The sequence below is a fragment of the Rhodospirillaceae bacterium genome, assembly GCA_016712715.1.
GTDB lineage: Bacteria > Pseudomonadota > Alphaproteobacteria > Dongiales > Dongiaceae > Dongia.
This window is the reverse complement of the sequence record JADJQM010000001.1, coordinates 1,194,235-1,220,076: the sequence shown is the minus strand read 5'-3', so window position 1 is coordinate 1,220,076 and position 25,842 is coordinate 1,194,235. Positions and strand designations below refer to the sequence as shown.

Annotated in this window: 21 protein-coding genes; 10 read left to right on the top strand and 11 right to left on the bottom strand. The window is 62.0% G+C overall.

What is annotated here, in order from left to right:
- Positions 1-162: 162 nt before the first annotated feature.
- Both IPK59_06055 and IPK59_06050 read right to left on the bottom strand, forming a co-directional pair.
- The gene (locus IPK59_06055) at positions 163-546 is read right to left on the bottom strand and encodes a helix-turn-helix transcriptional regulator (protein MBK8158349.1); all 384 of its coding nucleotides are present in this window, start codon (positions 544-546) and stop codon (positions 163-165) included.
- 103 nt (positions 547-649) lie between these two features.
- Positions 650-2,041 (bottom strand): D-alanyl-D-alanine carboxypeptidase, encoded by a 1,392-nt coding sequence (locus IPK59_06050; protein ID MBK8158348.1) that lies wholly within the window; start codon positions 2,039-2,041, stop codon positions 650-652.
- 144 nt (positions 2,042-2,185) lie between these two features.
- Here IPK59_06050 and IPK59_06045 point away from each other — a divergent pair, with 144 nt between their 5' ends.
- From IPK59_06045 to IPK59_06030, 4 genes are all read left to right on the top strand, one after another.
- A complete protein-coding gene (locus tag IPK59_06045; GenBank protein ID MBK8158347.1) occupies positions 2,186-2,941 on the top strand; it encodes a hypothetical protein in 756 nt (251 codons plus the stop codon).
- A gap of 192 nt (positions 2,942-3,133) precedes the next feature.
- The gene (clpS, locus tag IPK59_06040) at positions 3,134-3,529 is read left to right on the top strand and encodes an ATP-dependent Clp protease adapter ClpS (protein ID MBK8158346.1); all 396 of its coding nucleotides are present in this window, start codon (positions 3,134-3,136) and stop codon (positions 3,527-3,529) included.
- A gap of 63 nt (positions 3,530-3,592) precedes the next feature.
- The gene (clpA, locus tag IPK59_06035; GenBank protein ID MBK8158345.1) at positions 3,593-5,896 is read left to right on the top strand and encodes an ATP-dependent Clp protease ATP-binding subunit ClpA; all 2,304 of its coding nucleotides are present in this window, start codon (positions 3,593-3,595) and stop codon (positions 5,894-5,896) included.
- A 101-nt stretch (positions 5,897-5,997) separates the two neighbouring features.
- Positions 5,998-6,618 (top strand): pyridoxamine 5'-phosphate oxidase family protein, encoded by a 621-nt coding sequence (locus IPK59_06030; GenBank protein MBK8158344.1) that lies wholly within the window; start codon positions 5,998-6,000, stop codon positions 6,616-6,618.
- 65 nt (positions 6,619-6,683) lie between these two features.
- Here IPK59_06030 and topA read toward each other — a convergent pair whose 3' ends face one another.
- The 7 genes from topA to IPK59_05995 form a co-directional block, all read right to left on the bottom strand.
- Positions 6,684-9,434, bottom strand: coding sequence for a type I DNA topoisomerase (gene topA / locus IPK59_06025; protein MBK8158343.1), 2,751 nt, complete (start codon positions 9,432-9,434; stop codon positions 6,684-6,686).
- Between the two features lie 72 nt (positions 9,435-9,506).
- On the bottom strand, positions 9,507-10,646 hold the full coding sequence (gene dprA, locus IPK59_06020) for a DNA-protecting protein DprA (protein ID MBK8158342.1): 1,140 nt from the start codon (positions 10,644-10,646) through the stop codon (positions 9,507-9,509).
- 64 nt (positions 10,647-10,710) lie between these two features.
- Positions 10,711-11,325, bottom strand: a complete 615-nt coding sequence (gene plsY, locus IPK59_06015; protein MBK8158341.1) for a glycerol-3-phosphate 1-O-acyltransferase PlsY — start codon at positions 11,323-11,325, stop codon at positions 10,711-10,713.
- A complete protein-coding gene (pyrC, locus tag IPK59_06010) occupies positions 11,325-12,662 on the bottom strand; it encodes a dihydroorotase (protein ID MBK8158340.1) in 1,338 nt (445 codons plus the stop codon). The genes plsY and pyrC overlap by 1 nt, the downstream gene beginning before the upstream one ends.
- Positions 12,659-13,624 carry an aspartate carbamoyltransferase catalytic subunit gene (locus tag IPK59_06005; protein MBK8158339.1) on the bottom strand — a complete coding sequence of 322 codons (966 nt, stop codon included), beginning with the start codon at positions 13,622-13,624 and terminating at the stop codon, positions 12,659-12,661. The genes pyrC and IPK59_06005 overlap by 4 nt, the downstream gene beginning before the upstream one ends.
- Positions 13,625-13,978: 354 nt before the next feature.
- A complete protein-coding gene (locus IPK59_06000; GenBank protein MBK8158338.1) occupies positions 13,979-15,295 on the bottom strand; it encodes an SEL1-like repeat protein in 1,317 nt (438 codons plus the stop codon).
- Positions 15,296-15,377: 82 nt separating this feature from the next.
- The gene (locus tag IPK59_05995; protein ID MBK8158337.1) at positions 15,378-15,680 is read right to left on the bottom strand and encodes a hypothetical protein; all 303 of its coding nucleotides are present in this window, start codon (positions 15,678-15,680) and stop codon (positions 15,378-15,380) included.
- A gap of 221 nt (positions 15,681-15,901) precedes the next feature.
- Between IPK59_05995 and IPK59_05990 the strand changes: the two genes are divergently transcribed.
- The gene (locus IPK59_05990; GenBank protein MBK8158336.1) at positions 15,902-17,734 is read left to right on the top strand and encodes a hypothetical protein; all 1,833 of its coding nucleotides are present in this window, start codon (positions 15,902-15,904) and stop codon (positions 17,732-17,734) included.
- A gap of 52 nt (positions 17,735-17,786) precedes the next feature.
- On the opposite strand, the gene IPK59_05985 is transcribed toward IPK59_05990, so the two are convergent.
- On the bottom strand, positions 17,787-19,253 hold the full coding sequence (locus IPK59_05985) for a pentapeptide repeat-containing protein (protein ID MBK8158335.1): 1,467 nt from the start codon (positions 19,251-19,253) through the stop codon (positions 17,787-17,789).
- Positions 19,254-19,265: 12 nt separating this feature from the next.
- A complete protein-coding gene (locus tag IPK59_05980) occupies positions 19,266-19,895 on the bottom strand; it encodes a transcriptional regulator (protein ID MBK8158334.1) in 630 nt (209 codons plus the stop codon).
- Between the two features lie 73 nt (positions 19,896-19,968).
- Here IPK59_05980 and IPK59_05975 point away from each other — a divergent pair, with 73 nt between their 5' ends.
- The 5 genes from IPK59_05975 (at position 19,969) to IPK59_05955 (ending at position 25,813) form a co-directional block, all read left to right on the top strand.
- Positions 19,969-21,417: an MFS transporter gene (locus IPK59_05975; protein ID MBK8158333.1), complete on the top strand. Its 1,449-nt coding sequence runs from the start codon at positions 19,969-19,971 to the stop codon at positions 21,415-21,417.
- 136 nt (positions 21,418-21,553) lie between these two features.
- Complete coding sequence (locus tag IPK59_05970; protein ID MBK8158332.1) at positions 21,554-22,087, top strand: flavin reductase family protein; 534 nt, start codon at positions 21,554-21,556, stop codon at positions 22,085-22,087.
- 33 nt (positions 22,088-22,120) lie between these two features.
- Positions 22,121-24,193, top strand: a complete 2,073-nt coding sequence (locus tag IPK59_05965; protein ID MBK8158331.1) for an FAD-dependent oxidoreductase — start codon at positions 22,121-22,123, stop codon at positions 24,191-24,193.
- A complete protein-coding gene (gene ruvX, locus IPK59_05960; protein ID MBK8158330.1) occupies positions 24,190-24,666 on the top strand; it encodes a Holliday junction resolvase RuvX in 477 nt (158 codons plus the stop codon). Before IPK59_05965 ends, ruvX begins: the two co-directional genes overlap by 4 nt.
- Positions 24,667-24,745: 79 nt before the next feature.
- Positions 24,746-25,813 (top strand): esterase-like activity of phytase family protein, encoded by a 1,068-nt coding sequence (locus IPK59_05955; protein ID MBK8158329.1) that lies wholly within the window; start codon positions 24,746-24,748, stop codon positions 25,811-25,813.
- Positions 25,814-25,842 lie beyond the last annotated feature (29 nt).

The window sequence follows — 25,842 nt, the reverse complement described above, 5'->3', positions numbered from 1 at the left end:
AGTATGTACCTGGGACAACGGGATAAGCCACGCCTGTTTGGTCATTACTACACCGGCTGGTCGGTACAGAATTCACTTTGGCACGGGATAACACGCATGGACTAGCCGCCTGCAGCGCGCTCTATCAGGCGCAACCTCTGGGAAGCCAAACAGGCGCAGTGTTTATTTGGTTGGGCGCTGTTGCCACTTAATAAGGGCTTTGATCTGCTCAATCGCGACATGTTGGTTCGTTGGGGTTAATTTTGCCAACAGCCTGGTAGCCGATGTCAGGGCCTTACTGTTTTGCCCGCCACCCGTTCCAAATCCCTCTTCAATCAGATAGTCGTGTCGGTAGCCTAGAGCGATGCTTAGCGCCGACAAGGTCGACACTGTCGGTTCGCCTGTTCCGCGCTCAATCTTGGAGATTGCTTGCTTAGAGAGACCGGCTTCAGAGGCCAGCCGCTCTTGGCTCCAGTCGTTCTCCTCTCGGAGTTCTTTGATGAGCTTACCAACACCTGGAGAGTTGAATCTGGGGCCTGACATCGTCCGCTTTGGATCGTCGACCATAGGCGCCCCAAGAAGATGATTCAGTATTTAGTCCAGATAGATTCTCTAATTCGGCAGAACGACACTTATTCCGCCACGTGACAGAGAACCGGCGCTGGCTCGCTTACTGGGCGGTCTGCGCGACGCTTGATTCAGCCTTCAGCACCAGACAATCGGTCTGCTTTGCCTTCAGCTTCTTGCAGGCGGTCTCGGCATCGGATCTGGTGAGGCCGAAGACACGGGCGCGGTAAATGCTGTTGTTGCCCTGATCGATCACGATGCGGGCATCAGACAACAAGGTCGGCAAGGCCTTGGTGGCGCGCTCGGCAGCTTTCTGGGCCGGATTGAACTTCGAATAGGCACCGACCTGGATGCCAAACTGGTTCTTGTCGCTGCTCCAGACCGTGGCGACCGACTGGTTGTCGGGCGAGGAGACCGCCGGGGCCAGAGAAACACTGGCCATGGTGGCGATCGCCGTGCCGATCGAATCGTCAGGACGCGTGGTCGGCTTAGGCGTCGGCACCAGCGCCGTAGCGATGACGTCGTCCATTGTCGGTTCGGCCACTGCGGGTGCCGCATCATTGGCGGCCACGACCGGCACCAATCGGGCGGGTCCGGCGCTGTCGGGAGCCTTGGCCATCAGGACGTCGCCGGTACCCTTGTTCGTCTTGAAGCCGGTGGTCAGCAGCGCCACCATCTGCTTGTCGCGGATGGGCGCACTGGTGCCGCCGAGGACGACACCGACCAGACGGCGGCCATTACGTTCTGCCGAGGAAACGAGGTTGAAGCCCGAGGCGCGGATATAACCGGTCTTGATGCCGTCGGCGCCGGCAAACTTCTTCATGACGCGGTTATGGCCACCATAGGTGTTGCCGCGATAGACAAAGCTGTTGCGGCTGAAATAGCCGTAATACTTCGGATGATCGCGCAGCAGGGCGATGCCCAGCGTCGCCATGTCGCGGGCGGTCGTCACCTGGCTGGGATTGGGCAGGCCGTTGGCATTGCGGAACACGGTCTTGTTCATGCCGAGAGCCCGCGCCTTGGCGGTCATCATCTTGGCAAAGGCGGCTTCCGTGCCGCCCAGGCGTTCGCCGACCGCGGTCGAGACGTCATTGGCCGACCGCACGACCATGGCCAGGATCGCCGTTTCGACGCTGATCTGGTCGCCGGCCTTGACGTTCATGTTGGTGGCCGGCTCGCCGGCGGCATTGGCGGAGAATTTGATCCGGTCGTTGAGTTTGATCGTACCCTGATCGAGGGCATCAAACAGCATATAGAGGGTCATCATCTTGGTGAGCGAGGCGGGATGGGTAATTGTGTCCGCGTTGGAACGGGACAACACTTCGCCTGTTACAGCATCTACCACGATACTGGCCGCGACCGGCTTCGCGCTTGCCGGCTGGGAGGCTATGCCAAGGGCGGCCGCGCCGACCAGAGTCATGAGCGCAAGGGTGGCGCCGGTTCGGCGCACTAAGGACAGAATCGACCCCCGCGCGGGCAGATGCGGCAACAACATCAGGCTTTTCCCCCTAAGTCGGTGAAAAGATTTAGGCAATTTCGTTTCCGATCCTACGTTAACCGTAGAATCCTGTCTATAGCCTACCCTTCGCTAATTTCTGGTAAACTACCGCAAGACTCAACGGAATCAGGTTTCTAACAGATGATCCTCACACCTCTATGCACGCTTGGAGCCCGTTTCCTGCGTGGCTCCGTCCTTTCGCTGGCGGTTTTGGCCTTGGCAGGCTGCGCCTATCAGTCCAGCGGCAATCTGGGCGGCGGCACGTCGATCGATAACCCGGTGGAGCGCAAATTCACCTGGTTCAGCTACCTCGATGCCGCAGATATTCGCAATTCCTGTGCCGCCGGCGGGCCGGACCAGTACCGGCTGGTCTATAATGGGCAATATTATGACCATGTGCGAACCTATGAGGTGGGGGGCGGCCCGCAGCCACAGCTTGTCGCCCGGGCGCGCGGCCGCAGCGGCGACCTGACCGAGGTGAGTTTCAACAGTTTCGACGAGCTACTGGGGCCGTGGAATTTCCAGCGCTCGCAGACGGCATTGAGCGCCGCGGAATGGTCAAAACTCCGTGATTTGCTGCACCAATCGGGCTTCGCGGCCGGCAACCAGGACGGCTTGCGGCTGCATTCCCAGGACTTCTATTGGCTGGTGGCAGGTTGCGAGGACGGTCAGTTCCACCTCAATGCCTGGGCGGTGAAGCCCGGCGCCCTCAGTCTTTCCCGGACGGCGTTTCTAGACTTCCTGCTGAAACATGACAGCACCGGAATCCCCTATCTGCCGCCGCGCCCGGTGACCTATCTCGACAAGAACGACCAGACGACCGGCAAGGGCCGCGATTATGGCGGCGCATTCACCATCACGGTGCATGCCGACGGCATCGGGCGCCAAGGCATTTGATGCCGGGAGCCGACGCCGGCCATTGGGATCGTGGGGGCATTCGAGTCGCTGTGGCGGGCGCGGAAAATCTGCCCCGGCAATTCTGCAGCCCCCCTATATTAACCGCGCCCCTTTTAACCCGGCCTTAGCATCCAATATGATAGAGCCATGATAGCGATGACCAGATCCCCTATGTTGACGAGACCGGATGAGATGGACCTGACGCGGGCATTTCGCTTTCTTGATCCCCGGCTTGCCCCACGGCTCGCCGGCGGCGAGGAGGGCGACGACGACCAGGGCGGCAATGGCGGCCGGCCCGGGGTCGGCACGGTCGTCAAGGCGAAGCCGAAGACCAAGAAGCCGTCGATGTACCGGGTCCTGCTGCTCAACGACGATTACACGCCGATGGAGTTCGTCGTGCACGTCCTGGAGCGCTTCTTCAACAAGAGCCGCGAGGCGGCGACCGAGATCATGCTGCATGTACACCACCGCGGTGTCGGGGTGTGCGGTGTCTACACCTATGAAATCGCCGAGACCAAGGTCTCACAAGTCATCGACTTTGCACGTCGTCACCAACACCCGCTGCAATGCACGATGGAAAAAGAGTAGGCGGCAGGCGGAGTTCGTTCCGCATGACCGCTCATCGTCAGTCAAGGAAGGATGTCTCGGCCCATGCTGTCGCCCAATCTTGAACAGACCCTGCACCGCGCCCTGGCTCTCGCGAGCGAGCGCCGGCACGATTACGCGACGCTAGAGCATCTGCTGCTGGCATTGACCGACGATCAGGATGCGATCGCCGTGATGCGCGCCTGCAATGTCGATATCGAGCGGCTGAAGCGCGATCTGGTCGACTATGTTGACAACCAGCTCGCCAACATCATCAGCAAGCAGCAGACCGAGGCGAAACCTACGGCCGGCTTCCAGCGCGTCGTGCAGCGCGCCGCGATCCATGTGCAATCCTCCGGCCGCGAGGAAGTAACCGGGGCCAATATCCTGGTTGCTTTGTTCTCGGAGCGCGAAAGCCATGCGGTCTATTTCCTGCAGGAGCAGGAAATGACGCGGCTCGATGCGGTCAACTATATCAGCCACGGCATCGCCAAGGTAGCGGGCCGCGCCGAGCCCAAGCGCGTGCGCGGGGCGGCGGAGAAGGAAGAGGGCGAGCCTGCGGCCAAGACCGGCACGGAGGCGCTCGATGCCTATTGCGTCAACCTCAATCAGAAAGCCCAGAACGGCAAGATCGATCCGCTCATCGGCCGCGACAGCGAAGTTTCGCGCACCATCCAGGTGCTGTGCCGTCGCACCAAGAACAACCCGCTTTATGTGGGCGATCCCGGAGTCGGCAAGACGGCGATCGCCGAAGGCCTCGCGCGCCGCATCGTCAAGGGCGACGTGCCGGACGTGCTGAAGAACTGCACCATCTACTCGCTCGACATGGGGTCGCTGCTGGCCGGCACGCGCTATCGCGGCGACTTCGAAGAGCGCTTGAAGGCCGTGGTCTCGGAATTCGAAAATCTGGAAGGGGCCATCCTCTTCATCGACGAGATCCACACGGTAATCGGCGCCGGCGCCACCTCGGGTGGGTCGATGGATGCTTCCAACCTGCTGAAGCCGGCGCTGCAATCGGGTTCGCTGCGCTGCATCGGCTCGACCACATATAAGGAATACCGCCAGCATTTCGAAAAGGACCGCGCGCTGGTGCGCCGATTCCAGAAGATCGACGTCAATGAACCGTCGCAGGAAGATGCGGTAAAGATTCTGCGCGGCCTCAAGCCCTATTACGAGAAGCACCACAATGTGCGCTACACGGCCGAGGCCATCCGTGCCGCGGTGGAGCTGTCGTCGCGCTATATCGGCGACCGCAAGCTGCCGGACAAGGCGATCGACATTATCGATGAAGTGGGTGCGGCACAGATGCTGCTCCCGGAATCGAAGCGCAGGAAGACGATCACGGTGAAGGATGTCGAAGCGGTCGTGGCGATCATCGCCCGCATCCCGGCGAAGTCTGTCTCCAAGGACGACAAGATCGCGCTGAAATCGCTCGAACGCGATCTCAAGACCATGGTGTTCGGCCAGGACCAGGCGATCGATGCGCTTTGCGCATCGATCAAGCTGGCCCGTGCCGGCTTGCGCGAGCCGGACAAGCCGATCGGCTGCTATCTGTTCTCCGGCCCCACCGGCGTCGGCAAGACCGAAGTCGCCAAGCAATTCGCCAGCGTGCTGGGCGTGAAGCTGCTGCGCTTCGACATGAGCGAATACATGGAGCGGCACACGGTTTCTCGCCTGATCGGCGCGCCTCCGGGCTATGTCGGCTTCGATCAGGGCGGGTTGCTGACCGACGCCATCGACCAGCACCCGCATGCGGTGCTGCTCTTGGATGAAATCGAAAAGGCGCATCCGGACCTCTTCAACATCCTGTTGCAGGTCATGGATCACGGCAAGCTCACCGACCATAACGGCAAGTCGGTCGACTTCCGCAACGTCATCCTGATCATGACGACCAATGCCGGCGCCTCGATGATGGCCAAGGCTGCGATCGGCTTCATGCGCGACAAGCGCGAAGGCGAGGACGCCGCTGAAATCGAGCGCCTGTTCGCACCGGAATTCCGCAACCGGTTGGACGCGGTCATTCCGTTCTCGAACCTGCCGGCGGAGATCGTGGCCCAGGTCGTGGATAAGTTCATCATGCAGCTGGAAGCCCAGCTCGCCGACCGTCACGTCAACATCGAGCTGTCGGATGCGGCGCGTAAGCATCTCGCCGAGATCGGTTTCGACCCGCTCTATGGCGCAAGGCCGCTGGCCCGCACCATCCAGGAGCACATCAAGAAGCCGCTCGCGGAGGAACTTCTGTTCGGCAAGCTGGAGAAGGGCGGTACGGTCCGCGTCGACTTCAACACGGCGACCGGCAAGCTCACCTTCGAGATCGTCGAATCCAAATCCACGCCGCGCGAAGAGACGGTCGAGCCCGTCGACGCGTAAGGCGAACATCGCGGCAGGCTAGCCAGATAGCCAATTCCTGCCTTCCACATCAGCGCCCGGTCCCATAGGATCGGGCGCTGTATTTTGCGAAGGAGACAGGGATGAACGACCAGGCCAGGATCAGTGCGCCGGAAGTGCTGCGTGACCTCTATGGCGAGCCGGTGCCGGCCTCGCTGGTTAAGGAAATGACCTTCCTCACCGACGCCTATGCAACCTTCATCAAGGCCTCGCCCTTCGTCGTTATCTCGACCTCGGGCGCCGAAGGCCTAGATGCGTCCCCACGCGGCGGGCCGCCGGGCTTCGTGCGTGTGGCTGACAAGAAGACCCTTATCCTGCCCGATCGCAGCGGCAACAACCGCGTCGACAGTTTGAGCAATGTCGTCAGCGACCCACGCATCGCCATGCTGTTCCTGGTGCCGGGTGTCAGCGAGACCATGCGCGTCAACGGCACCGCCAGGGTCTCGGTCGAGCCGGAGCTGCTGGCAAGCTTCGCCGACCTCAACGGCAAGATCCCGCGCTCAGCCCTCATCATCAGCATCGACCGCGCTTATGTACATTGCTCGCAATCGCTGGCGCGCTCGAAACTGTGGGACCCGGCAGCCCAGGTCGAACGCAAGGCGCTACCCAGCATCGGCCAGATGCTGCAAGCCTGCCGAGCGGAGTTCGATGGCGCCGCTTATGACAAGCGCAACGCGGAAGAGGGCGACACGCCGGAGGATTGAGCCCCTCACCCTAGCCCTCTCCCCGCAAGCGCGGGACGAGGGAATCACAGCGAGCGTTAGGTTGCTTACTTGGCGGCCTTCTTCGTCGTTTTCTTGACAGCCTTCTTCGCCGTCTTGGGCTTTGCCGCTGTCTTGGTGGCTGCCTTCTTCACTGCAGCCTTCGGCTCGGCGGTCTTGGCCACGGCTTTTTTCGCGACGGCTTTCTTGGCGGCCTTGGGTGCCGACTTTTTCTTGCCTTTGCCGTTCCCGGCCATCTCGGCGCGGGCGGCGATGAGGCTGAGCGCATCGGTCAGCGTCACGTCGGCGGGTTCGATCGCCTTGGGCAGCGTCGCATTGATGGCACCCATTTTCACATAGGGACCGTACTTACCGTCGTGGAGCGTGACGGTCTCACCCGTCTCCGGATGCTTGCCGATTTCCTTGCCGGGGGCCGCCTGGCGGCCGCCGCGGCCTTTGCTCTCCTGGGAGAGCAGCTCGACCGCGCGGTTCATGCCGATCGAGAGGACGTCGTCATCCTTGGGGATCGATTTGAACTTGCCGTCATGGTTGAGGTAGGGGCCAAAGCGGCCGATACCGGCCATGATCGGCTTTTGCGTTTCCGGGTGATGGCCGACCACGCGCGGCAGGCTGAGGAGCTTTTCGGCCAGTTCGAGATTGACGGCGTTGGGGTCGATATCCTTGGTCAATGAGACGCGCTTGGGCTTCGAGCCTTCCTCGGCTTCGCCCAGCTGCACATAGAAGCCATAGGGGCCCTTGCGCAGGGTGATGCTGCGGCCCTGCGCATCCTTGCCGAACTCGACCGGACCGGCCGAACCGGCGGCGATCTCTTCTTCCGTCTGCACCGCAAGCGGCTTGGTGTATTTGCACTCAGGGTAATTGTTGCAACCGATGAAGGCGCCGTTCTTGGCGAGCTTGATGCCGAGTTCGCCATTGCCGCAGGCCGGGCAGGCGCGTGGCGCCTTGCCGTTGCCAAGGTCCGGGAAGAAATGCGGCGCCAGAGCGTCATTGAGCACGTCGATGACGACCGTGCGCGTGCCGATGCCCTTGTCGAGGAAGGCCACGGCTTCCTGCATCGAGGGCAGGGTGCCGCCCGTCGTCTCTTCGGCTTGGTGAAGATGCGAGAAGTCGTTCCAGAATTCGGCCAGCACATCCTTCCAACGGGCGCGGCCGCCGGAGATGTCATCGAGCTTGCCTTCAAGATCCGCCGTGAAGCCGTATTGCACATAGCGGTCGAAGAAATTGGTGAGGAAGGCTGTCACCAGGCGGCCACGATCCTCCGGCACCAGGCGTTTCTTGTCGAGCCGCACATAGGCGCGGTCCTCGAGCGTCTGCAGGATCGAGGTATAGGTCGAGGGCCGGCCAATGCCGAGTTCCTCGAGCCGCTTGATCAGCGAGGCTTCGGAGTAACGCGGCGGTGGCTGGGTGAAATGCTGTTCCGGCTTGATCTCTTTCGGATTGACGCCGTCGCCCTGCTTCAAGTTCGGCAGGCGGCGCTCGCTATCGTCATCCTCGACCGGCTCGTCGCGGTCTTCCGAATAGAGCGTCAGGAAACCGTCGAAGGTCACGACAGAACCGGTTGCCCGCAGGACCTGTTTGCCGTCGGCCGAGGCGATATCGATTGCCACATTGTCCAGCTCGGCACTTTCCATCTGGCTGGCGAGGGTCCGCTTCCAGATGAGGTCGTAGAGCTTGGCTTCCTCGTCGCGGAGATATTTCCGCACATGTTCCGGGCGGCGGAAAAGATCGGTCGGACGAATGGCTTCGTGGGCTTCCTGGGCGTTCTTCGCGGCACTCTTGTAGATGCGCGGGGATGCCGGTAGGTATTTCTGGCCGTATTGCTCGCCAATGAGCTTGCGGCCGGCGACAACGGCTTCCTGGCTGAGGTTCACGCCGTCGGTACGCATATAGGTGATGAGGCCGACGGTCTCGCCATCAAGCTCGATGCCTTCATAAAGGCGCTGGGCGATCTTCATGGTCTGTGCGGCGCCGAAGCCCAGTTTGCGCGAGGCCTCCTGCTGCAGGGTGGAGGTGATGAAGGGTGGGAATGGGTTGCGCCGAGACGATTTGCGCTCGACCTGTGCGACCTTGAAGGGGGCGCCGGCCTGGACAGCGGCCAGCGCAGCTTCCGCCGCGGCCTTTTCGCCGATATCGAACTTGTCGAGTTTCTTGCCGTTGAGATGGGTGAGGCGCGCCGAAAAGGCCTGGCCGTCGGGACCCGCCAGGGTCGCCTCGATGGTCCAGTATTCACGAGCCTTGAAGGCCTCGATCTCGGCTTCGCGTTCGCAGATGATGCGGAGCGCCACCGACTGCACGCGGCCAGCCGAGCGGCTGCCCGGCATCTTGCGCCACAGGATGGGCGAGAGGGTGAAGCCCACCAGATAGTCGAGGGCCCGGCGTGCGAGGTACGCATCGACCAGTTCCTGGTCGATCTCGCGCGGGTTGGCGATGGCGTCGAGCACCGCCTTCTTGGTGATTTCGTTGAAGGCCACGCGCGCCATCGGCAGCTTGGCGAGGCTCTTCTTGGCCCTGAGTTCCTCGCGGAGATGCCAGGATATGGCCTCACCCTCGCGATCCGGATCAGTGGCGAGGAGCAGCATGTCGGCGCCGGCGGCAGCCGCGGCGATCTCCTTGATCTGCTTGGCGCCGCGGCCTTCCGAATCCCAGGTCATGGCGAAATCGGCATCCGGGCGGACCGAACCGTCCTTGGCCGGCAGGTCGCGGACATGGCCGAAACTTGCCAGTACCTTGTACTCAGCGCCCAGATATTTGTTGATGGTTTTGGCCTTGGCGGGAGACTCGACGACGACGACCTTCATGGACCCGCTTTCGGGATGATTTAAAAGGACACGAACAAACCGTCGGGTCCGGGTGCCGGGATATATAGGTGGTCAAGCGACCTTGGCGAGCAGCGAAACCCGGTTGCCGGGGTGACGTTCCAAGCGGCCCGCTAAGTCCAATTCCAGCAGCACCATTCCCATGACGGGAGCGGAGCAATGACACTGCCGAAGCAGTTCGTCAACCTCCACCGGGCTGGGTCCCAGCAAAGTCAGGATCTCGGCACGGACATCCTCTGTTCCATTTTCTATTTCAGAATCAATATCGTGTGAATTGGAATTGAAGTTTTGTGGCGGCTGCGTTTTTAGGCTCATAATCCCATCTATTGCTTCCAGAACTTGGGCCGCATCCTCCACCAGGAGGGCCCCCTCGCGGATCAGGCGGTTTGTCCCTCGGCAGCGCGGGTCGAGCGGCGAGCCCGGGACAGCCATGACATCGCGACCTTGCTCATTAGCAAAACGCGCCGTGATGAGAGAGCCGGATTTCAGCGCCGCCTCGATCACCACGGTACCCAAGGAAAGGCCGGAGATGATCCGGTTGCGACGTGGGAAGAGGCGTGCGCCGGGTTCGGTGCCGGGTGGCATCTCGGCCACGATCAGCCCTTCGACGGCCAGCCTCTCGAACAGAACTTCATGCTCCGGCGGATAGAGAACGTCGACCCCGCCAGCCAGCACGGCGACGGTGCTGCCCGGCCCGGTGAGGGCGCCCAGATGCGCCGCCCCGTCGATTCCGCGGGCCATGCCGGAGACCACGGTCATGCCGGCGGTGGACAGTTCGCGGGCCATGTCATTGGCAAAGCGCCGGCCGTTGGCCGAGGCATTGCGGGCGCCCACCAACGCCACCTGGCGCGGCCGGGTCAGGAGGTCGAACCGGCCACGTGCTGTGAGGATCGGCGGCGAATCCTCTACCGCGCGGAGTGCTGCCGGATAATCCGGCTCGCCCCACGCGATCGCCCTTGCCTTGAGGTCGGCAAGGCGCGCCAATTCCTGTTCGGCGGCTTTCAGCGGGAAGGGGCGATAGACCCGCTGCCCACCGCGCTGCGCCAGATCCGGCAGGCGCTCGAGTGCCTGCTTGGCCGTGCCGAAGCGCTGGATGAGTCGGCGGAACGTGGCCGGTCCGACATTCTCGCTGCGGGCAAGACGCAGCCAGTCGAGGCGTTCGGCATCCGAGAGGGCACGTAGTTTTTGCTCCATGGGCGGGAGCCTAAAAGAGGATTAAGGGAGAATCAACCGTGAACAACAACCGATCCGGGATCGGTCACTCCGGCTTCTTCTTGCCGATCCTGGGCTCGGTGCCCTTGAGCATGCGCGTGATGTTCTCGCGGTGGCGGATCCAGACCAGGGCGGCGGCGAAGGCCGCGAACACGACCTGCGGGCCGGTCCCCAGGACATAGGCATAAAGTGGCGCCAGGGCCACGGAGACCAGGGCCGAGAGCGAGGAGATGCGCATCGCAAAGGCGACGGCGAGCCAAGTGAGGCAGGCCGCGATTCCCACCATCCAGTTGATGGCGATGAGGGTGCCGAGCGTGGTCGCGACACCTTTGCCGCCCTTGAAGCCGAGCCAGACCGGGAAGAGATGGCCGAGCAACGCGGCACCACCGGCTATGACGGCCAGCAGCGGCGAAAATTGCGCAGCGATCAGCGCGGCGACGGCGCCCTTGCCGCCATCCAGCAGCAGGGTGGCGAGCGCCAGTGGCTTGTTGCCGGTGCGCAGCACATTGGTTGCGCCGATATTGCCGGAGCCGATCTGACGGATGTCGCCGAGGCCCGCGGCCTTGGTCAGTACCAGGCCGAAGGGAATTGAGCCCAGCAGATAGCCGAGGATTGCTGCGGCGGCATAGGTCCAGGCGGGGAGGTCGCTTGCGGGTTCCATCAGCCTTGTCCTTCGGCGGCGAAGACCAGGCGGCCATCGACGAAGGTCTGCAGCACCGCGCCCTGCACCGGCCGGCCGTCATAAGGCGAGTTCTTGGACTTGCTCTTGAAGCTCGCCACATCGATGCGGCGCGGCTTGTCGAGATCGATCAGCACCATGTCGGCCGGCGCACCCTTGGCGAGGCGGCCCTGCGGCAGCCCCAGGATTTCCGCCGGACGGCTGGTCAGGCATTTGAGGAGATCGAGCAAAGTGAGCGAGCCCTTGTGATAAAGCTCAAGGCTTACCGGCAGCAGGGTCTCCAGACCGACGATGCCCGCAGCCGCCTGCACGAAGGGCACGCGCTTGCTCTCGACATCATGGGGCGCATGGTCGCTGGCGATGCAATCGATGATGCCTTCCGCGACGGCCGCCGCAACAGCGCGGCGATCGCTCTCGCCCCGGAGCGGCGGGGAGAGCTTTGCAAAGGTGCGATAATCGCCGATCTCGTTCTCATTCAGCGAGAAATAGGGCGGGGCGGTGTCGCAGGTGACGCGCAGGCCTTCCTGCTTGGCGCGGCGGATGGCTTCCACAGCAGCCGCGGTCGAGACATGCGCCACGTGGTAGCGCGCGCCAGACATGCGCACAAGATGGAGATCGCGCTCGATCATCATCACTTCGGCGCAAGCGGGAATGCCCGGCAGGCCGATGCGTGTCGCGAGTTCGCCATTGTTCATGGCGCCGCCGGCGGCCAAGGTCGGTTCTTCCGGGTGCTGTACGATGAGAAGATCGAAAGTGCGCGCGTAATAGAGCGCCCGGCGCATGACCTGGGCGTCGGCCACGGCATGGAGCGCATCGGTGAAACCGAGCGCCCCGAATTCCGACAGCATGCCCATCTCGACAAGATCACGACCGTTGAGGCCTTTGGTCAACGCGCCGTAGCAATAGATCTTGGCACCCTTGGTCTCGCGTGCGCGCCGCGCGATATACTCGACCCCAGACACATCGTCGATGATCGGATGGGTATTTGGGAGGCAGACCATGCTGGTGACGCCGCCCGCAGCCGCGGCGAGGCTGCCGGTGGCGATCGTTTCCTGATGTTCCTCGCCGGGCTCGCGCAGTTGCACACGCATGTCGACGAGGCCCGGGATCAGTACATGGCCGCCACAATCGACGATCTCTGCTTCGGCCGGAGCGTTCTGCCTGGTGACTTGCGCACCCACATCAACGATCAAGCCGTTCTCGACCAGGATGCCGCCGCGCTCGTCTCGCTTGGCAGCCGGGTCGACGATGCGTGCATTGACCAGCAGCAGCGGACGACCAGATTTCTTGCGGTCGTTTTTATCGAGGCTGGTGCTCATCGGTTCTGCCCCACAATGCCGCGGGTGAGCGCGTCGAGGCAGGCCATGCGGACAGCGACACCCATTTCCACCTGCTCGCGGATGACCGAGCGGTTGATGTCGTCGGCCACCTCGGAATCGATTTCGACACCGCGGTTCATGGGGCCAGGATGCATGATGAGTGCATTCGGCTTGGCGACCGACAATTTTTCGTAATCGAGGCCAAAGAAATGGAAATACTCGCGCACCGAAGGGACGTAGGCGCCTTGCATGCGCTCGAGTTGCAGGCGCAGCATCATGACAATGTCGACATCCTTCAAGCCCTTGCGCATGTCGGTAAAGACCTCCACCCCCATGCGGTCGATATTGGACGGTAGCAAGGTGGTCGGTGCGATGACGCGGACCCGGGCGCCCATCTTGGTGAGGAGGTGGATGTTGGAACGCGCCACCCGGCTGTGCAAGATGTCGCCGCAGATAGCGACCAGCAATCCCTGCAGTTTGCCCAACCGGCGCCGGATTGTGAGGGCATCCAACAGCGCCTGGGTCGGGTGCTCGTGGCGGCCGTCGCCGGCATTGATGACGGCGCCGTCGACCTTTTGTGACAGGAGATTGATGGCGCCTGAGTCCGGGTGACGCACGACCATTACATCCGGCCGCATGGCGTTCAAGGTCATCGCCGTGTCGAGCAGGGTCTCGCCCTTCTTGATCGACGAGGTGCCGACCGACATGTTGGTGACGTCGGCACCCAGGCGCTTGGCGGCCAGTTCGAAACTGGTCTGGGTACGGGTCGAATTTTCGAAGAAGACGTTCATCACCGTACGGCCGCGCAACAGCGCGCGGGCGGTGGCATCGTCCCGGGTCATGTCGGCATAGCGATTGGAAAGGTCGAGCAGCCGCTCGATCTCGGCGGCGGAAAGCCCTTCAATGCCCAGCAAATGCCTGTGGGGGAAGAAGGGATTGGGCGTGCGGATTTCGGCGCTCATTGACGCGGCATCATAGTGCCGCCGGGGCTCCCGTCAACGATTCTGGTAGGGCTTATTGCGGCTGTCTTTTCATTCTGTCCGGATGGTTAAATCTTGCTCGGAATTTGACAGAAACAAGTGCTCGGCACAGCCTTGACGTGTCCGCCCACGGTCGAGTTCGAAGCCGAACTTTTCGTTCTTCCTCGCGTATCATCATTTCTCTGGCAGCATTGCAGATCTTGAACTCCGCTGTCGCCACCAACCTCAGCGGGCGCGCAAGCGGGCAATATGTCCGCAACATCTACAAACACTACGTCGCTTACAAATTCTTGGGCGAGCGGCTGGAACTGCGGAAGGTGAGCGTGGCGCAGTGGGCTATTCGGCCTGCCAGTTTTCTACAAGGCGCTTTGCCTCTGCGATCTCGGCGCTGCTCATCAACGCTGTCAGCGTATCAAGTTTCTCGCGCGCCTTCTGGCTATTCGTCTGCTTCAGGACCAGGGCAAACCACTTATATGCCTTAACCAGATCCTGCGTGGTCCCTCTGCCTTCCTTCAGCAAACGACCGAGATTGTATTGGGCGTCTGTATTTCCCCGCTTTGCCGCCGCCTCGTAAAGGCGCCTTGCTTCAGAAAGGTCGCGGGTGACGCCCTGGCCATCCTCATACATCAGGCCGAGATTGTTCTGTGCCTGGGGCTCCTGGGAGCGATCAATTGCCTTGCGATACCATTTGAGCGCTTCTGCATAATCCGTGCTGACGCCGTAGCCGCTCGCGTACAGCCAGCCAATCGCCGTCGGCGCGTCAGTCGAACCATTTTGGTCGGCAAGCCTGAATAGGCGCATCGCCTCGGCGTAGTCCTGTTTGACGCCAATGCCATCGGCGTAGAAGTTGCCAAGATTATACGTGCCCTGGTCGTCGCCCCTCTCGACGGCAATCTTGTACCACTTCAATGCTTCGGACACATCTTTCTCGACGCCATCGCCGACCTCATACATGTAGCCAATGGCGGTGGGTGCGTCGGGATTACCACGATCACTCGACAGCTTGTACCACTTCATAGCCTCGCCGAAGTCGCGCTCCACGCCATAGCCGCTGTCGTAGAGCCAGGCAATATTGTAGAGAGCGAAGTCGTCCTCCCGCGCGGCGCCTTTGCGATACCATTTCATGGCCTCGCCATAATCCTGTGCGACGCCGTTGCCCAAGGCATAGAGGTCACCAATCGCTGTCGGTGCGCCGTCATCACCGAGTTCGTCGCCCTTGCGGTACCACTTCATCGCAGCGGCGTAGTCTCGATCGACGCCGGCACCATCCTTGTAGAGATGGCCGATGAAGGTCGGTGCTTCGTAGTCGCCCTGGGCGTCGGCCTTTAAATACCATTCCATCGCCTTGATCGGGTCTTTCTCGACGCCACGGCCTTCCGCATAGATGTAGCCGAGAAAGGTCTGTGAAGCGGCATCGCCCTTATGTGCCAGATCCGAAAAGATCCGCAGCGCGGTCGCATAATCCCGCTCATGGTAGAAGGCGTTAAAGCCCTTGTCGTATTGCGCCGAAACGTCCTTCGACTCCACGGCGCCGCTGCTGGCGGCGGAACCGTCCTGGGTCACCGTGGTCGATTTCTGAGCGGCGCAACCGGTTGTCCCCAGAGCCATGACGGTAACGACAGTCGCTATGATGGATGCGCGAATGGACTTCATGGTCTTGTCTTTGATCCCCAATGACGGAAAGATACCTCATGTCCATTTATAGACGCATGATTGCATCTCAAGCAACCCTGGGTTAGGAAAACTGTATGATCTTCTTCGCCCGCAGCGTCGCGATCTCGTCGTCGCTCATGGAGAGCAGTTCGCGCAGGACCGTGTCGGTATCCTGGCCGCAGCCCGGCCGCGCGAGGCGGTAAAGCGCGACCTCGACCCCAACCTCTGGTTCGACAAGGTTGAACTTGTCGCTGCCGACCGTATTCGCCGTGAAACCGCGTAATATGTCCGCAACATTTACAAATACGACATCGCCTACAAACTCATTCCTGCGCAGGTCGAAGACGCAAAGCCGCGGCCGCGCCGTGAGGCCTGATTGCCCCAACTCTCCCCACGACTTCGTGATACCACCCTCCCTATGCCGGAATCATTGTTTCTGCTAGCCTTCACGACATGGGGATTGCCTGAGACGCTTTGCACGAAGAGCAGCTGCTGAGATATTTACCTCATCGTGTGCAGTAGATAACGCGGGTCGACATGACGGCCGGCGCTTCGATCGCGCCGCGCAATGACGCCGGCACGTGGATGCACAGATGGAGGTCGCCCATGCGGCGCCAGCCTTTCTCCAGCGTCGTCGCCATGGCGGCGATGGCGTTTCTCCTTTTGACCACGCCCGCCTTCGCCAAGAGCCTTGAGCCGGACCCGGTGCCAGACGCCTGGCTGCGCGCCCATGCCGATGCGTCGAATGGCGGCTTTGCCAATGTGATTACTGCGCCAGCGACCCGCATCGCGCAATCCACCGCGTCTCTCGGCACCATCGCTTTTGGGGCTGGGCCGGTTATCGGCCAGGACGGCACCGTCTATATCGGCAATCGGCAAGGCACTTTGTTTGCCTTCCATCCCGACGGCAGCAAGGCCTGGAGCCGGCAACTGCCGCCAGGCCAGGAGATCCTGGCGTCGCCGGCTGTGGGCGCCGACGGGTCGATCTATATCATCGGCGTGTCCATGGTCACCGACGACAGCGTAACCCCACCGTTCGTTCGGCCGGATTCGACCCTGCACAAATTTCTGCCCGGCGGCGGCTATCTCTGGAACGTGCCCTTTCCGGACCCGAGTACGGCATTGCCGATTCCCAACGGGCGCGGCGGCACGACGGCGCCGCCCGCCCTGGGCTATTTCGGCGGCGTCGAGACGGTCATGGTGCCCGTGGTCTATGTCAATCGCCTGGGTGTTTCGCGGGCCGTCAGGCTGCTCGCCTTTTCCACCGAGGGGCCGGCAGTGCTCGGCGATATCCTGGTGACGAACTTTCGTTCCGGAGACGTCACGGGCGGATGCCCTGATGATCTCCTCTGGTGCATCATTCCGCTGCCCGGTTTTGAAGGCCAGGGCGTGCCCGCTCCAGTCAATCCCGACGATGAACTGCCGAGGGGCGCTGCTGCGCCCTTGCCGGGCGCGGCGATCTACCTGACTGAAGGCGGCATGCCCTGGATCGTGGTCTCGGACCAGCGTCATGACATCGCCGCCTTTACCTTCTCGCCGCAGAGCGGCTTCACCGAAGTTGGCCGGGTCCATGATGAGTCATTGCGGCTGACCTCGGCACCTCTGGTCCTGCCCAACACCATGACGGTGGTCGGCGGCTATTCGGGCGCTGCTTCCTTTCGTGGCCGGGACATTCGACACCCCCAGACCATTGAGACAGGCGGGACCTTGCTGACGCGCCTTGCCGATGGCAAGACCATCATAGCCGCTGCATCCAACGGCTTTCAGGTTGTGCGGCTGCGAACGGTCTCGGATGGCGATTCATGGAAGGGCAAGACCATGGTGGCGCCGGCCGCCTCGCGCTCGCATTTCTTCGTCTCGACGGCGAGTGCCTTCTATACCTATGACGCCACCACGCTGACGCGCCTTGCTAAAGTCGATTGGCGCGGTGGCGGCGTCTCGCCGCCGGCAATCGGGCCGCGCGGTGATGTCTATGCGGTGGCCGGAAACAAGCTCTATGTTTTCCCACGACCCTGTATTGCCTGCGGGGTTGAACCCTTGTCGGCGACGATGCCGGCTGAAGACGGGCCATCCGCGCCCGCGGTTCAGGGTGATCCGGACAGTGTCCCGCAGACAGGTGAAGCTTTGCCGCTCTCCAGCGACGCAGCAATTCCGGAACCGGGCGCACCCGTTGCACCGCAGCCTGCACCCACCAGCCAGGGATCGTCCAAGTTCAACAATCCGACCGGACCCGGCGGCTTGCGGCTCTACGCCTGCACCGTGGTCGGCGGCAACGACTGCGGCCGACCGGTGGCCGACGCCTTCTGCCGGGCGCAAGGCTGGGCCGAGGCCGACAAATACGATATCGACAGCAAGAAGGAGCAGGCCGAAACGCTCAGCGGCGAAGTCTGCACCAAGAACAAGTGCAAAATGTTCGACTATATCGAATGTGAAAACTGAGACGGCCGGTCGTGGGCAACGAACTTTGCGGCCTTGTCGATTTGTGCTGGTGTCATTGCGGCAGACCGCAATAGGGATGCGTTGACGCCTCAAGACGCCAGGGGCGGCAAGTTGGCGGCAGGGCCAGGTAATCGTTGACGACCGTCGCGCAGTCCGCTTCGACGATCACGGCCGGCTGCTGAGTTCGCAAGTTATCGATCAGACGCATGTCGCTCATGTGTTTTTGCCAAAGCGGTTCCAACTCCGCCGGGCTGACGGCAATCAGATCGGATTGGCTGAGACCATCGCAGGACAGGTGGGCACCCGCAAGATTGGCCGCGGCAAGCGCCGATGCATCGCCGGCGCCATCCCAGGTGGAATGGATCGAGAGTGTTATGCCGTCAAAACGTGCGCCGGACAGGTCCGCACCCTGGAATTGGGAAGCCATCAGGGGTTCGCGCCAGACTGGTACCGAGTTGAACCGGAAATCGGCCTGTCGGAGCGAAGCGTTGCTGAAGTCGACGGTGTTCACTAAGGCATTGGCAAAGTTTGCGCGGTCGAGCATCGCGCCGCGGAAGGAGACATTTTCGAGCTCGGCATCCGAGAAATCCTTGCCAGCGAGGTTGGCCGCGTCGAGATTCCTGATCGCGAGTTTCATGCCGCGAAAATCAACCAGCGACGGGTCAATGGATTCGCCGGCTTGGAATTGGGCACGGCGATAGAGGATCTCGATCTCCGCATCGCTTGGTGACAGGTCATGCGCCGCATTGGCAAAGGCGACCGCATCGGCAAAGCGTTCAAGCGCATAGGATGCCCGGGCCGCGCCAGCATGTGTTTGTGGATCGTCAGGGAGGAGGGCGATGAGGCGGCGATAGCTGTCGAGGGCGCCGAGGCGATCATTGTTGGTCTCGAGAAACTCAGCGAGCGCCCACAATCGGCTGCTGTCCGCCGGCGCTTCGGCCACAGCATCCAGCAGCGTCTGCCACTCTCCGCGATAGCGCTCCCAGACACCGCGCGTCTTCGCGGCATGGCTGCTAGTGATCCACTCGGAGCTGACGGTATTGCAGGTGCTCAAATGGACCGTTTGCGTGGCGTCGGTTTCCGTTTCGATAAGAAGTATGGAACCGGCGTCGAGGTTGAGGCCGCAATTGCCGCCCGTGTCGCGCGAGAATCTTGCGTTGATCTTGGGCCTGAAACTTCCCTTCCAGATCGTCGTCAGTTCGACCTCGGCGATCATGTCGCCTTGGCACTCATAGAGCTTCGCCTGAAGGGGTTGGCCGCAGCTGGCGTCGGAATCGGGGCCACACAATTTCTGAAGGTCTGACTCGGCGGCCCGGCATTCTTCCAGCGTATGCAAGGACGTGATGGTGGTGATGCGGCCTTCCGCAATGAGATCCTGTTGTCGCAGCTTCTTAAGCTCTGCCTCGTCGCTCGTATAACCAGTACTGAAGCAGGAGCAGGCGAATGCTTGCCCGGCGAAGGCAAGTGACGCGAGCAGCGCCAACAACGGCATGCCTGCGACCGAACAGACCTTCTTCATTTCCGGGGCCTCTTAGCCTGAATGTTCAATCCGGTACGCACAGCAGCGATCCCCACCCAGCATATGCTGCGTGCGGGTGACGTTGAACTTCTTGCCCATGACTTCCTGGAACAGCTTCAACTCGGCGCCGCAGAGGCCGGAGCAGGCTTTCGCTGCCTGGGCGATCGGGCAGTGGTTTTCGGTCATCAGCCAGGCGCCGTCCGTATCCTCGCGGCATTCGGCCATGTAGCCGTCGATACGGCGCAGATCGGTGAGGCGGCGGACGCGTTCCGCGAGGGATCCCGTGGCACCCAGCGCTGCGCGATAGCGCTGCAGCTGCTGCGCCTCGCGCGCGGCCAGGATATCGGCGAGGCCATCATCGCCCTTGGCAATGATGATGGCGGCCAGCAATTCGCTGGCCAGGTCGCGGTGGCGGTCGTCGAAATGAGCGTGGCCCTGCTCGCTCAAACTCCACAAACGCTTCGGTCGGCCGATCGCCTGCCTCTTGTCCTCGAACGTGACCAGTCCCGCCGCGCAGAGCCGATTGAGATGCTGCCTTGCCCCTACTGCGGTCATGTCGAGATGCTGGCCAACGCGCGACGCGGTGAGCGCGCCCTCGGCTTTGAGGACTTCCAGAACTCGGGTGGGACCAAAATCTGCCATGACTCAAAAATACCGCACCGCACCCAATTTAGAAAGCATTTACTTTCCAAGGATCGCCTTCTAAGTTCCGCGCATGTCAGCCACCCAATCATCTTCGGCAGCTGGCGCGGAAGAAGCGCCATCCCGCCTCCTGCAGCGCGCGAACATCGCACCGCTCGCCTTGGTCAATCTCGGCGTCGGCCTGCATGCTGTCATCTGGTACATGGCAGCGACCGCCATGCCGACGGCAATCGGCGACGTGGGCGGTGCGGAGTATCTGAGCTGGGTCGGCAGTCTTTATCTCGTCACCACCATCCTGGGTGGCGCTGTCACGGCGATGCTGAAAGGTCATTTCGGCGCGCGCAATGCCATGCTCGGCGCGGGCTTCGTGGTCATGGTCGGTGGCCTGGTCTCGGCGGTGGCGCCCAGCGTTGGATTCATCCTCGCTGGCCGTTGCATCCAGGGCCTTGGCGAAGGGGTGCTCATCGCTCTTTCCTATGTCATTACGCGTGAGCTGTTCGACAACCGCTTGGTCCCGCGCGTGTTCGGCACGCTGGCGGCGACATGGGGCGGCGCGGTTTTCTTCGGCCCGCTGGTGGGCGGTGTCCTCACCGAGCTCTTTTCCTGGCGGATAGCCTTTCTCGGCGCCGCCCTGCTGCCGCTGCCGATGCAGGCCCTGGCCTGGATGATCCTGCGCGACAAGCATGAACGTGTCTTCGTCGGCAAGCCGCCCTTGCTGCGTGTTTCGCTGCTGGCTATCGGCGTTATCGGGATTGCGGTCGCCGACCGGATCGGCAGTTCGTTCCTGGGCGCCGTCACCATTGTTGCCGGCATTGCCGCCGTGGCCCTGGCGCTGAAGCTCGACCGACATGCGGCGACGCATCTCATCACGACGGTGTTCCCCAGCCTGCGTCACCGCGTGTCGCTGGGCCTCTGGGTGCTCATTCTGATGCCGATGGCCGAGGCCGGGGTGTTCGTCTACACACCCTATCTGCTGCAGCTCGATCGCGGCATGACGCCAACCTGGGCCGGCTATTTCGGGGCCATTCACGCGCTCACGTGGTCCTTGTCGGCGCTGAGTGTCGCCTCGCTTCCGCCGCGTTGGCACAGCACCGTCATTCTTGCGGGGCCGGCCACCTTGGCCCTGGGCCTTGCCATCCAGGCCGTGACCATGACCGGTGGTCCGATCCTCCATGTCGGTTTCGCCCTGGCGCTGGTCGGGATCGGATTCGGCATTTCCCATTCCTTCATCAACCAGCGGATCATGGCGGCGGCACCGGAAGGGCAGGAGGACGCCACCGCCACGGCCATTCCGACATTGGAGTGTCTGGGGGGCGCTATTGGCGCGGCGGCGGTGGGGCTGATCGGCAATGCCGCTGGCTTTGCCGGGCCACTCACCAGCGGGATCGTGGCACGCGGGTCCCTGGGCGTCTTTGGCGGGGGTGCGGTGGTGGCGGCGCTGGCCACATTGGCCGCCCTGGCTTTCCTGCGGTCCGGCGCCCGACATGCTGCGCTCGTGAGGTCGAGTTCCCAGGGGGAATAGAAAAACTTGATGCCGACCCTCGATGAATTCGATTTCCTAAATACCTTCCCCTGCGGCAGACTGTCACCCATGATCGATTTCATGAGATGGAATCACCCCCAGAAGCTGGCGGGGACCGAATTGAGGAAGTGAATTGATGACCAAAGTCCTGGTCGACCGTACCGCCGCGCTGCTTGAGAGCGTCGACGTCGACGTTTTTGTGGGTGCGATGCGCGTGCAGGCGGCAGCGGTCAACCTGGTGACGTCGGATGGCCCGGGTGGCAAAACCGGTGTCACGGTGAGCGCAATGACCGCGGTTTCGGCCGAGCCGCCACTATTGCTCGCTTGTGTCAACCGCCGCAGTCCGTCGGTGGCTGCTATCCGCCAGAATGGCGTCTTCTGCATCAATGCGCTCAGCGCCGAGCAGAGCGAGCTTGCCAATACCTTTGCCGGCCGCCCGAGCAATGGCCAGCCGTTCGACTTCTCGACCGCCGAGTGGATGACACTATCCACCGCCGCGCCGGCCCTGGTCGATGCGGTCGCCAATCTCGATTGCGTTATCCACGACATCGTCGAAGCTGGCTCCCACACCATCTTCATCGGCCGCGTTGTGGGGGCCGCCCATCGCAATGTGAAGCCGCTGGTCTATTGCGACCGTACCTATCTGGCCCCAGGGCCTCTCACCGACTGACCGTCCGTCGGTCCACATCAAGGCGTTTGAAACATGGCGCGCGATCCGCGTTACGATATCCTGTTCGAGCCGGTGAAGATCGGCCCGGTCACTGCGAAGAATCGCTTTTATCAGGTCCCGCATTGCAACGGTCAGGGCTATCGCGATCCCTCGGCCGTGGCCAAGATGCGTGGGAACAAGGCGGCCGGGGGATGGGGTGTCCTCTGCACGGAACAGGCCGAGATCCATCACACCTCGGAGATCACGCCCTTCATCGAGTTGCGGCTGTGGGATGACCGCGACATCCCGGCGCTGGCCAAGATGAGCGACGCGATCCATGCCGAGAATGCCCTGGCCGGAATAGAACTCGCCTATAATGGTCCGAACGGGTCCAACAATTATACCCGCGAAGTGCCGCTCGGCCCCTCGCATCTACCCATCGCCACTTTCTACTATGATCCCGTTCAGGCGCGGGCGATGGATGCGACCGAAATCAAGAACCTGCGCCGCTGGCACAAGAACGCTGCGATCCGCGCCAAGCGTGCCGGTTTCGACATCATCTATGTCTATGCCGCGCACGGTTTCTCCATCATCCAGCATTTCCTGTCGCGCCGCTTCAACCAGCGCTCCGACGAATATGGCGGCAGTCTCGAGAACCGCATGCGACTGCTGCGCGAGATCACCGAGGATACGGTGGACGCGGTGGGGGACAAGGCGGCGGTGGCAGTTCGCATCGCGGTTGATGAGTTGATGGGCGAGAGCGGCCTTCACACCGCGGAAATCGAGGATGTGATCGGCCGCATGGCCGAGACGCCGGATCTCTGGGATGTGACGCTGTCGGATTGGAGCAATGATTCCCGCACGTCGCGCTTCACCGAAGAGGGCGCCGAGGAAGAATTCGTGCGCGGCATCAAGCGCTTGACCACAAAGCCGGTGGTGGGTGTCGGTCGTTTCACCTCGCCCGATCTCATGGTGCGGCAGGTGAAATCGGGCATTCTCGATCTCATCGGGGCGGCGCGGCCATCGATCGCTGATCCATTCCTGCCCCTCAAAATCGACGAGGGCCGCATCGACGATGTCCGCGAATGCATCGGCTGCAATATCTGCGTTTCCGGCGACATGACCATGTCGCCCAGTCGTTGCACCCAGAACCCCGCCATGGGCGAGGAATGGCGCAAGGGCTGGCACCCGGAATTCATCCGCGTGCGCGAGAGTGACTCGCGCGTGCTGGTGGTGGGCGCCGGCCCCGCCGGTCTGGAAGCCGCACGCGCCCTTGGGCAACGTGGGTATGAGGTAGCACTGGCAGAAGCCGGTACCGAACTTGGTGGTCGTGTCGCCCGCGAATGCCGCCTGCCGACCCTGAGCGCCTGGGGACGCGTCCGCGATTGGCGTGTGGGCCAGATCAACAAGATGCCCAATGTCAGCGTCTATCTCGATAGCAAGCTCGATGCGGGGCAGGTCCTGGAGTTCGGCTTCGACCATGTGGTCGTGGCGACGGGCAGCGCCTGGCGGCGTGATGGCGTGGCACACCACCACCTCTCCGCCATGCCGATTGCAGCCGATGTCGCGGTGCTGACACCCGATGATCTCATGGCGGGCCAGCGTCCTTCGGGCCGGCGCATCGTGCTTTACGATGACGATCATTATTACATGGGCGGCATCTGCGCCGAATTGCTGGTGAAGGCCGGCCATCACGTGACATTGGTGACGCCGGCGCCGGAAGTCTCGACCTGGACCCGCAACACGTTGGAACAGGACAAGATCCAGGCGCGGCTCCTCAATATGGGTGTCGAGGTGATCGTCAGCCATGTTGTTGCGGCAGCACGTGCCGATCACATGCAACTGGCCTGCGTGTTCACTGGCAACACCCGGCCCCTTGCTTCGGATGGCTTGGTGCTGGTGACGGCGCGCCTGCCGCTGGACCAACTCTATCTCGACCTCAAAGCGAAAGAGTTTCGATGGCTTGATGCCGGTATCTCAAGCGTCAAAGGAATCGGCGATTGCTGGGCGCCTTCGACCATTGCGGCGGCGACCTATGCCGGGCGGCGCTATGCAGAGGAGTTTGACGCGCCGGATATCGGTGATGCGCTGCCCTTCAAGCGCGAGATGGTCGAGTTGCTGCCGTGATCATCGCCTCGATTCAGGAGGTAACCGAGAAGCTGCCGCGCCATGGTCGGCTGATGGCGTTGGATCTGGGGGAGAAGACCATAGGCGTCGCGGTCAGTGATCCAGGACATATGATTGCGACACCCATCACGACCATCCGGCGGACAAAATTCGCGGAGGATTCGAAGGTGCTGTTGAAGCTGATCGACGAACGGCAGGTGGGGGGGCTGGTAATCGGCCTGCCGCTCAACATGGACGGGTCTGAAGGGCCGCGCTGCCAATCCGTGCGCCAGTTTGCCAGCAACTTCGCCAAGATCCGCGACATGCCGATGACATTCTGGGACGAGCGCCTGTCCACCGTCGCGGTAACCAGGGACATGATTCACGCCGATCTCAGCCGGGCCAAGCGTGCGAAAATGGTTGACCAGTCAGCCGCGGCCTTCATCCTGCAGGGGGCTCTGGACAGCCTCAGGCGACAATCATCGGGGGAATAGGGCGATTTTCACCAGCGACGACCCGGCACTTTCTCTTCCTGGCAAACTGACGCGCGGTATCGGCAGTTCGCTCTTCCACGTGCCGGGCGATCCGGAGAATGTCTTCTATTCGGTGACAGATCGCGGCCCCAATGTCGATCGCGACGAATCGACGGCAAAGACCTTCCCGCAGCCGGATTTTGTGCCATCGATCCAACGCATCGAACTCGGCAGGGACAACACATTCCGCGTTGCCTGGATGATCAATATTCGCGATGCGGAAGGCAGCCCCATCACCGGACTGCCCAATCCGTTGAAAAGTACCAGGACCGAACTCGCCTATGATCAAGCTGGCGCGCGCCTGCCCTTCGATCCAAATGGACTTGATACCGAGGGCCTCGTGCGACTGTCGGATGGCACCTTCTGGTTGGCCGACGAATATGCACCGAGCCTGGTGCACGTGGCGTCGAATGGCAGGATCATTGAGCGGCTTGTGCCATATGGCATCGAAGGTGATCTCGCCAAGGCCGGCTACCGGATCCGTGCTGCTCTTCCGGCTATCCTTGCCAGGCGTCATCTCAACCGCGGTTTTGAAGGTATCGCTGTATCGCCGGATGAGGCGTTCCTCTATGCGATGATGCAGAATCCGCTCGCCAACCCGGATGTGGCCACCTACAAGCACGCCAAAGCCACGCGCCTCTTTAAGATCGAGACGGCGACCGGCAAGCTGGTCGGCGAATATGTCTATGAGTTGGAGCCCTACCAGGCCTTCACCGACGATCATGACGCCAACAAACAGTCCGATGTCCGCATCAGCGAACTCTCCGCCTTCGCGGCCGACAAGCTGGTCGTGCTGGAGCGGGTGACGCATACCACCATACTTTACGCGGTCAACCTGGCCTCCGGCAGCAATATCCTGGGGACGGAATGGGATGATGCCTCGACCGTGCCGACTCTGGAACAGGTGAGCCTCGCCGGCGTCGGCATCAAGCCACTTGCCAAGGTCAAATGGCTCGACAGTACCGAGCGCGATGATATTCCCAGCAAGATCGAAGGCGTGGCGATCATTCCGCCGGATACGCTGGTGATTATCAACGACAACGACTTCGGCATCGAAGGTGCGGAAACAAAGATACTGCGGCTCATGCTTCCCATGCCGTTGGTCTGAATCGTCGAAATCCAGCTTGCTTTTGACCG

Coding starts and splice junctions, on each gene's coding strand:
- IPK59_06045 (MBK8158347.1), top strand. CDS start 2,186: ATGATCCTCACACCTCTATGCACGCTTGGAGCCCGTTTCCTGCGTGGC.
- IPK59_06005 (MBK8158339.1), bottom strand. CDS start 13,624: ATGAGCGCCGAAATCCGCACGCCCAATCCCTTCTTCCCCCACAGGCAT.
- plsY (MBK8158341.1), bottom strand. CDS start 11,325: ATGGAACCCGCAAGCGACCTCCCCGCCTGGACCTATGCCGCCGCAGCA.
- IPK59_05985 (MBK8158335.1), bottom strand. CDS start 19,253: ATGAAGAAGGTCTGTTCGGTCGCAGGCATGCCGTTGTTGGCGCTGCTC.
- IPK59_05970 (MBK8158332.1), top strand. CDS start 21,554: ATGACCAAAGTCCTGGTCGACCGTACCGCCGCGCTGCTTGAGAGCGTC.
- IPK59_05965 (MBK8158331.1), top strand. CDS start 22,121: ATGGCGCGCGATCCGCGTTACGATATCCTGTTCGAGCCGGTGAAGATC.
- clpA (MBK8158345.1), top strand. CDS start 3,593: ATGCTGTCGCCCAATCTTGAACAGACCCTGCACCGCGCCCTGGCTCTC.
- IPK59_05975 (MBK8158333.1), top strand. CDS start 19,969: ATGTCAGCCACCCAATCATCTTCGGCAGCTGGCGCGGAAGAAGCGCCA.
- IPK59_06000 (MBK8158338.1), bottom strand. CDS start 15,295: ATGAAGTCCATTCGCGCATCCATCATAGCGACTGTCGTTACCGTCATG.
- clpS (MBK8158346.1), top strand. CDS start 3,134: ATGGACCTGACGCGGGCATTTCGCTTTCTTGATCCCCGGCTTGCCCCA.
- IPK59_06055 (MBK8158349.1), bottom strand. CDS start 546: ATGGTCGACGATCCAAAGCGGACGATGTCAGGCCCCAGATTCAACTCT.
- IPK59_05980 (MBK8158334.1), bottom strand. CDS start 19,895: ATGGCAGATTTTGGTCCCACCCGAGTTCTGGAAGTCCTCAAAGCCGAG.
- topA (MBK8158343.1), bottom strand. CDS start 9,434: ATGAAGGTCGTCGTCGTCGAGTCTCCCGCCAAGGCCAAAACCATCAAC.
- dprA (MBK8158342.1), bottom strand. CDS start 10,646: ATGGAGCAAAAACTACGTGCCCTCTCGGATGCCGAACGCCTCGACTGG.
- IPK59_06030 (MBK8158344.1), top strand. CDS start 5,998: ATGAACGACCAGGCCAGGATCAGTGCGCCGGAAGTGCTGCGTGACCTC.
- pyrC (MBK8158340.1), bottom strand. CDS start 12,662: ATGAGCACCAGCCTCGATAAAAACGACCGCAAGAAATCTGGTCGTCCG.
- IPK59_06050 (MBK8158348.1), bottom strand. CDS start 2,041: ATGTTGTTGCCGCATCTGCCCGCGCGGGGGTCGATTCTGTCCTTAGTG.
- IPK59_05990 (MBK8158336.1), top strand. CDS start 15,902: ATGCGGCGCCAGCCTTTCTCCAGCGTCGTCGCCATGGCGGCGATGGCG.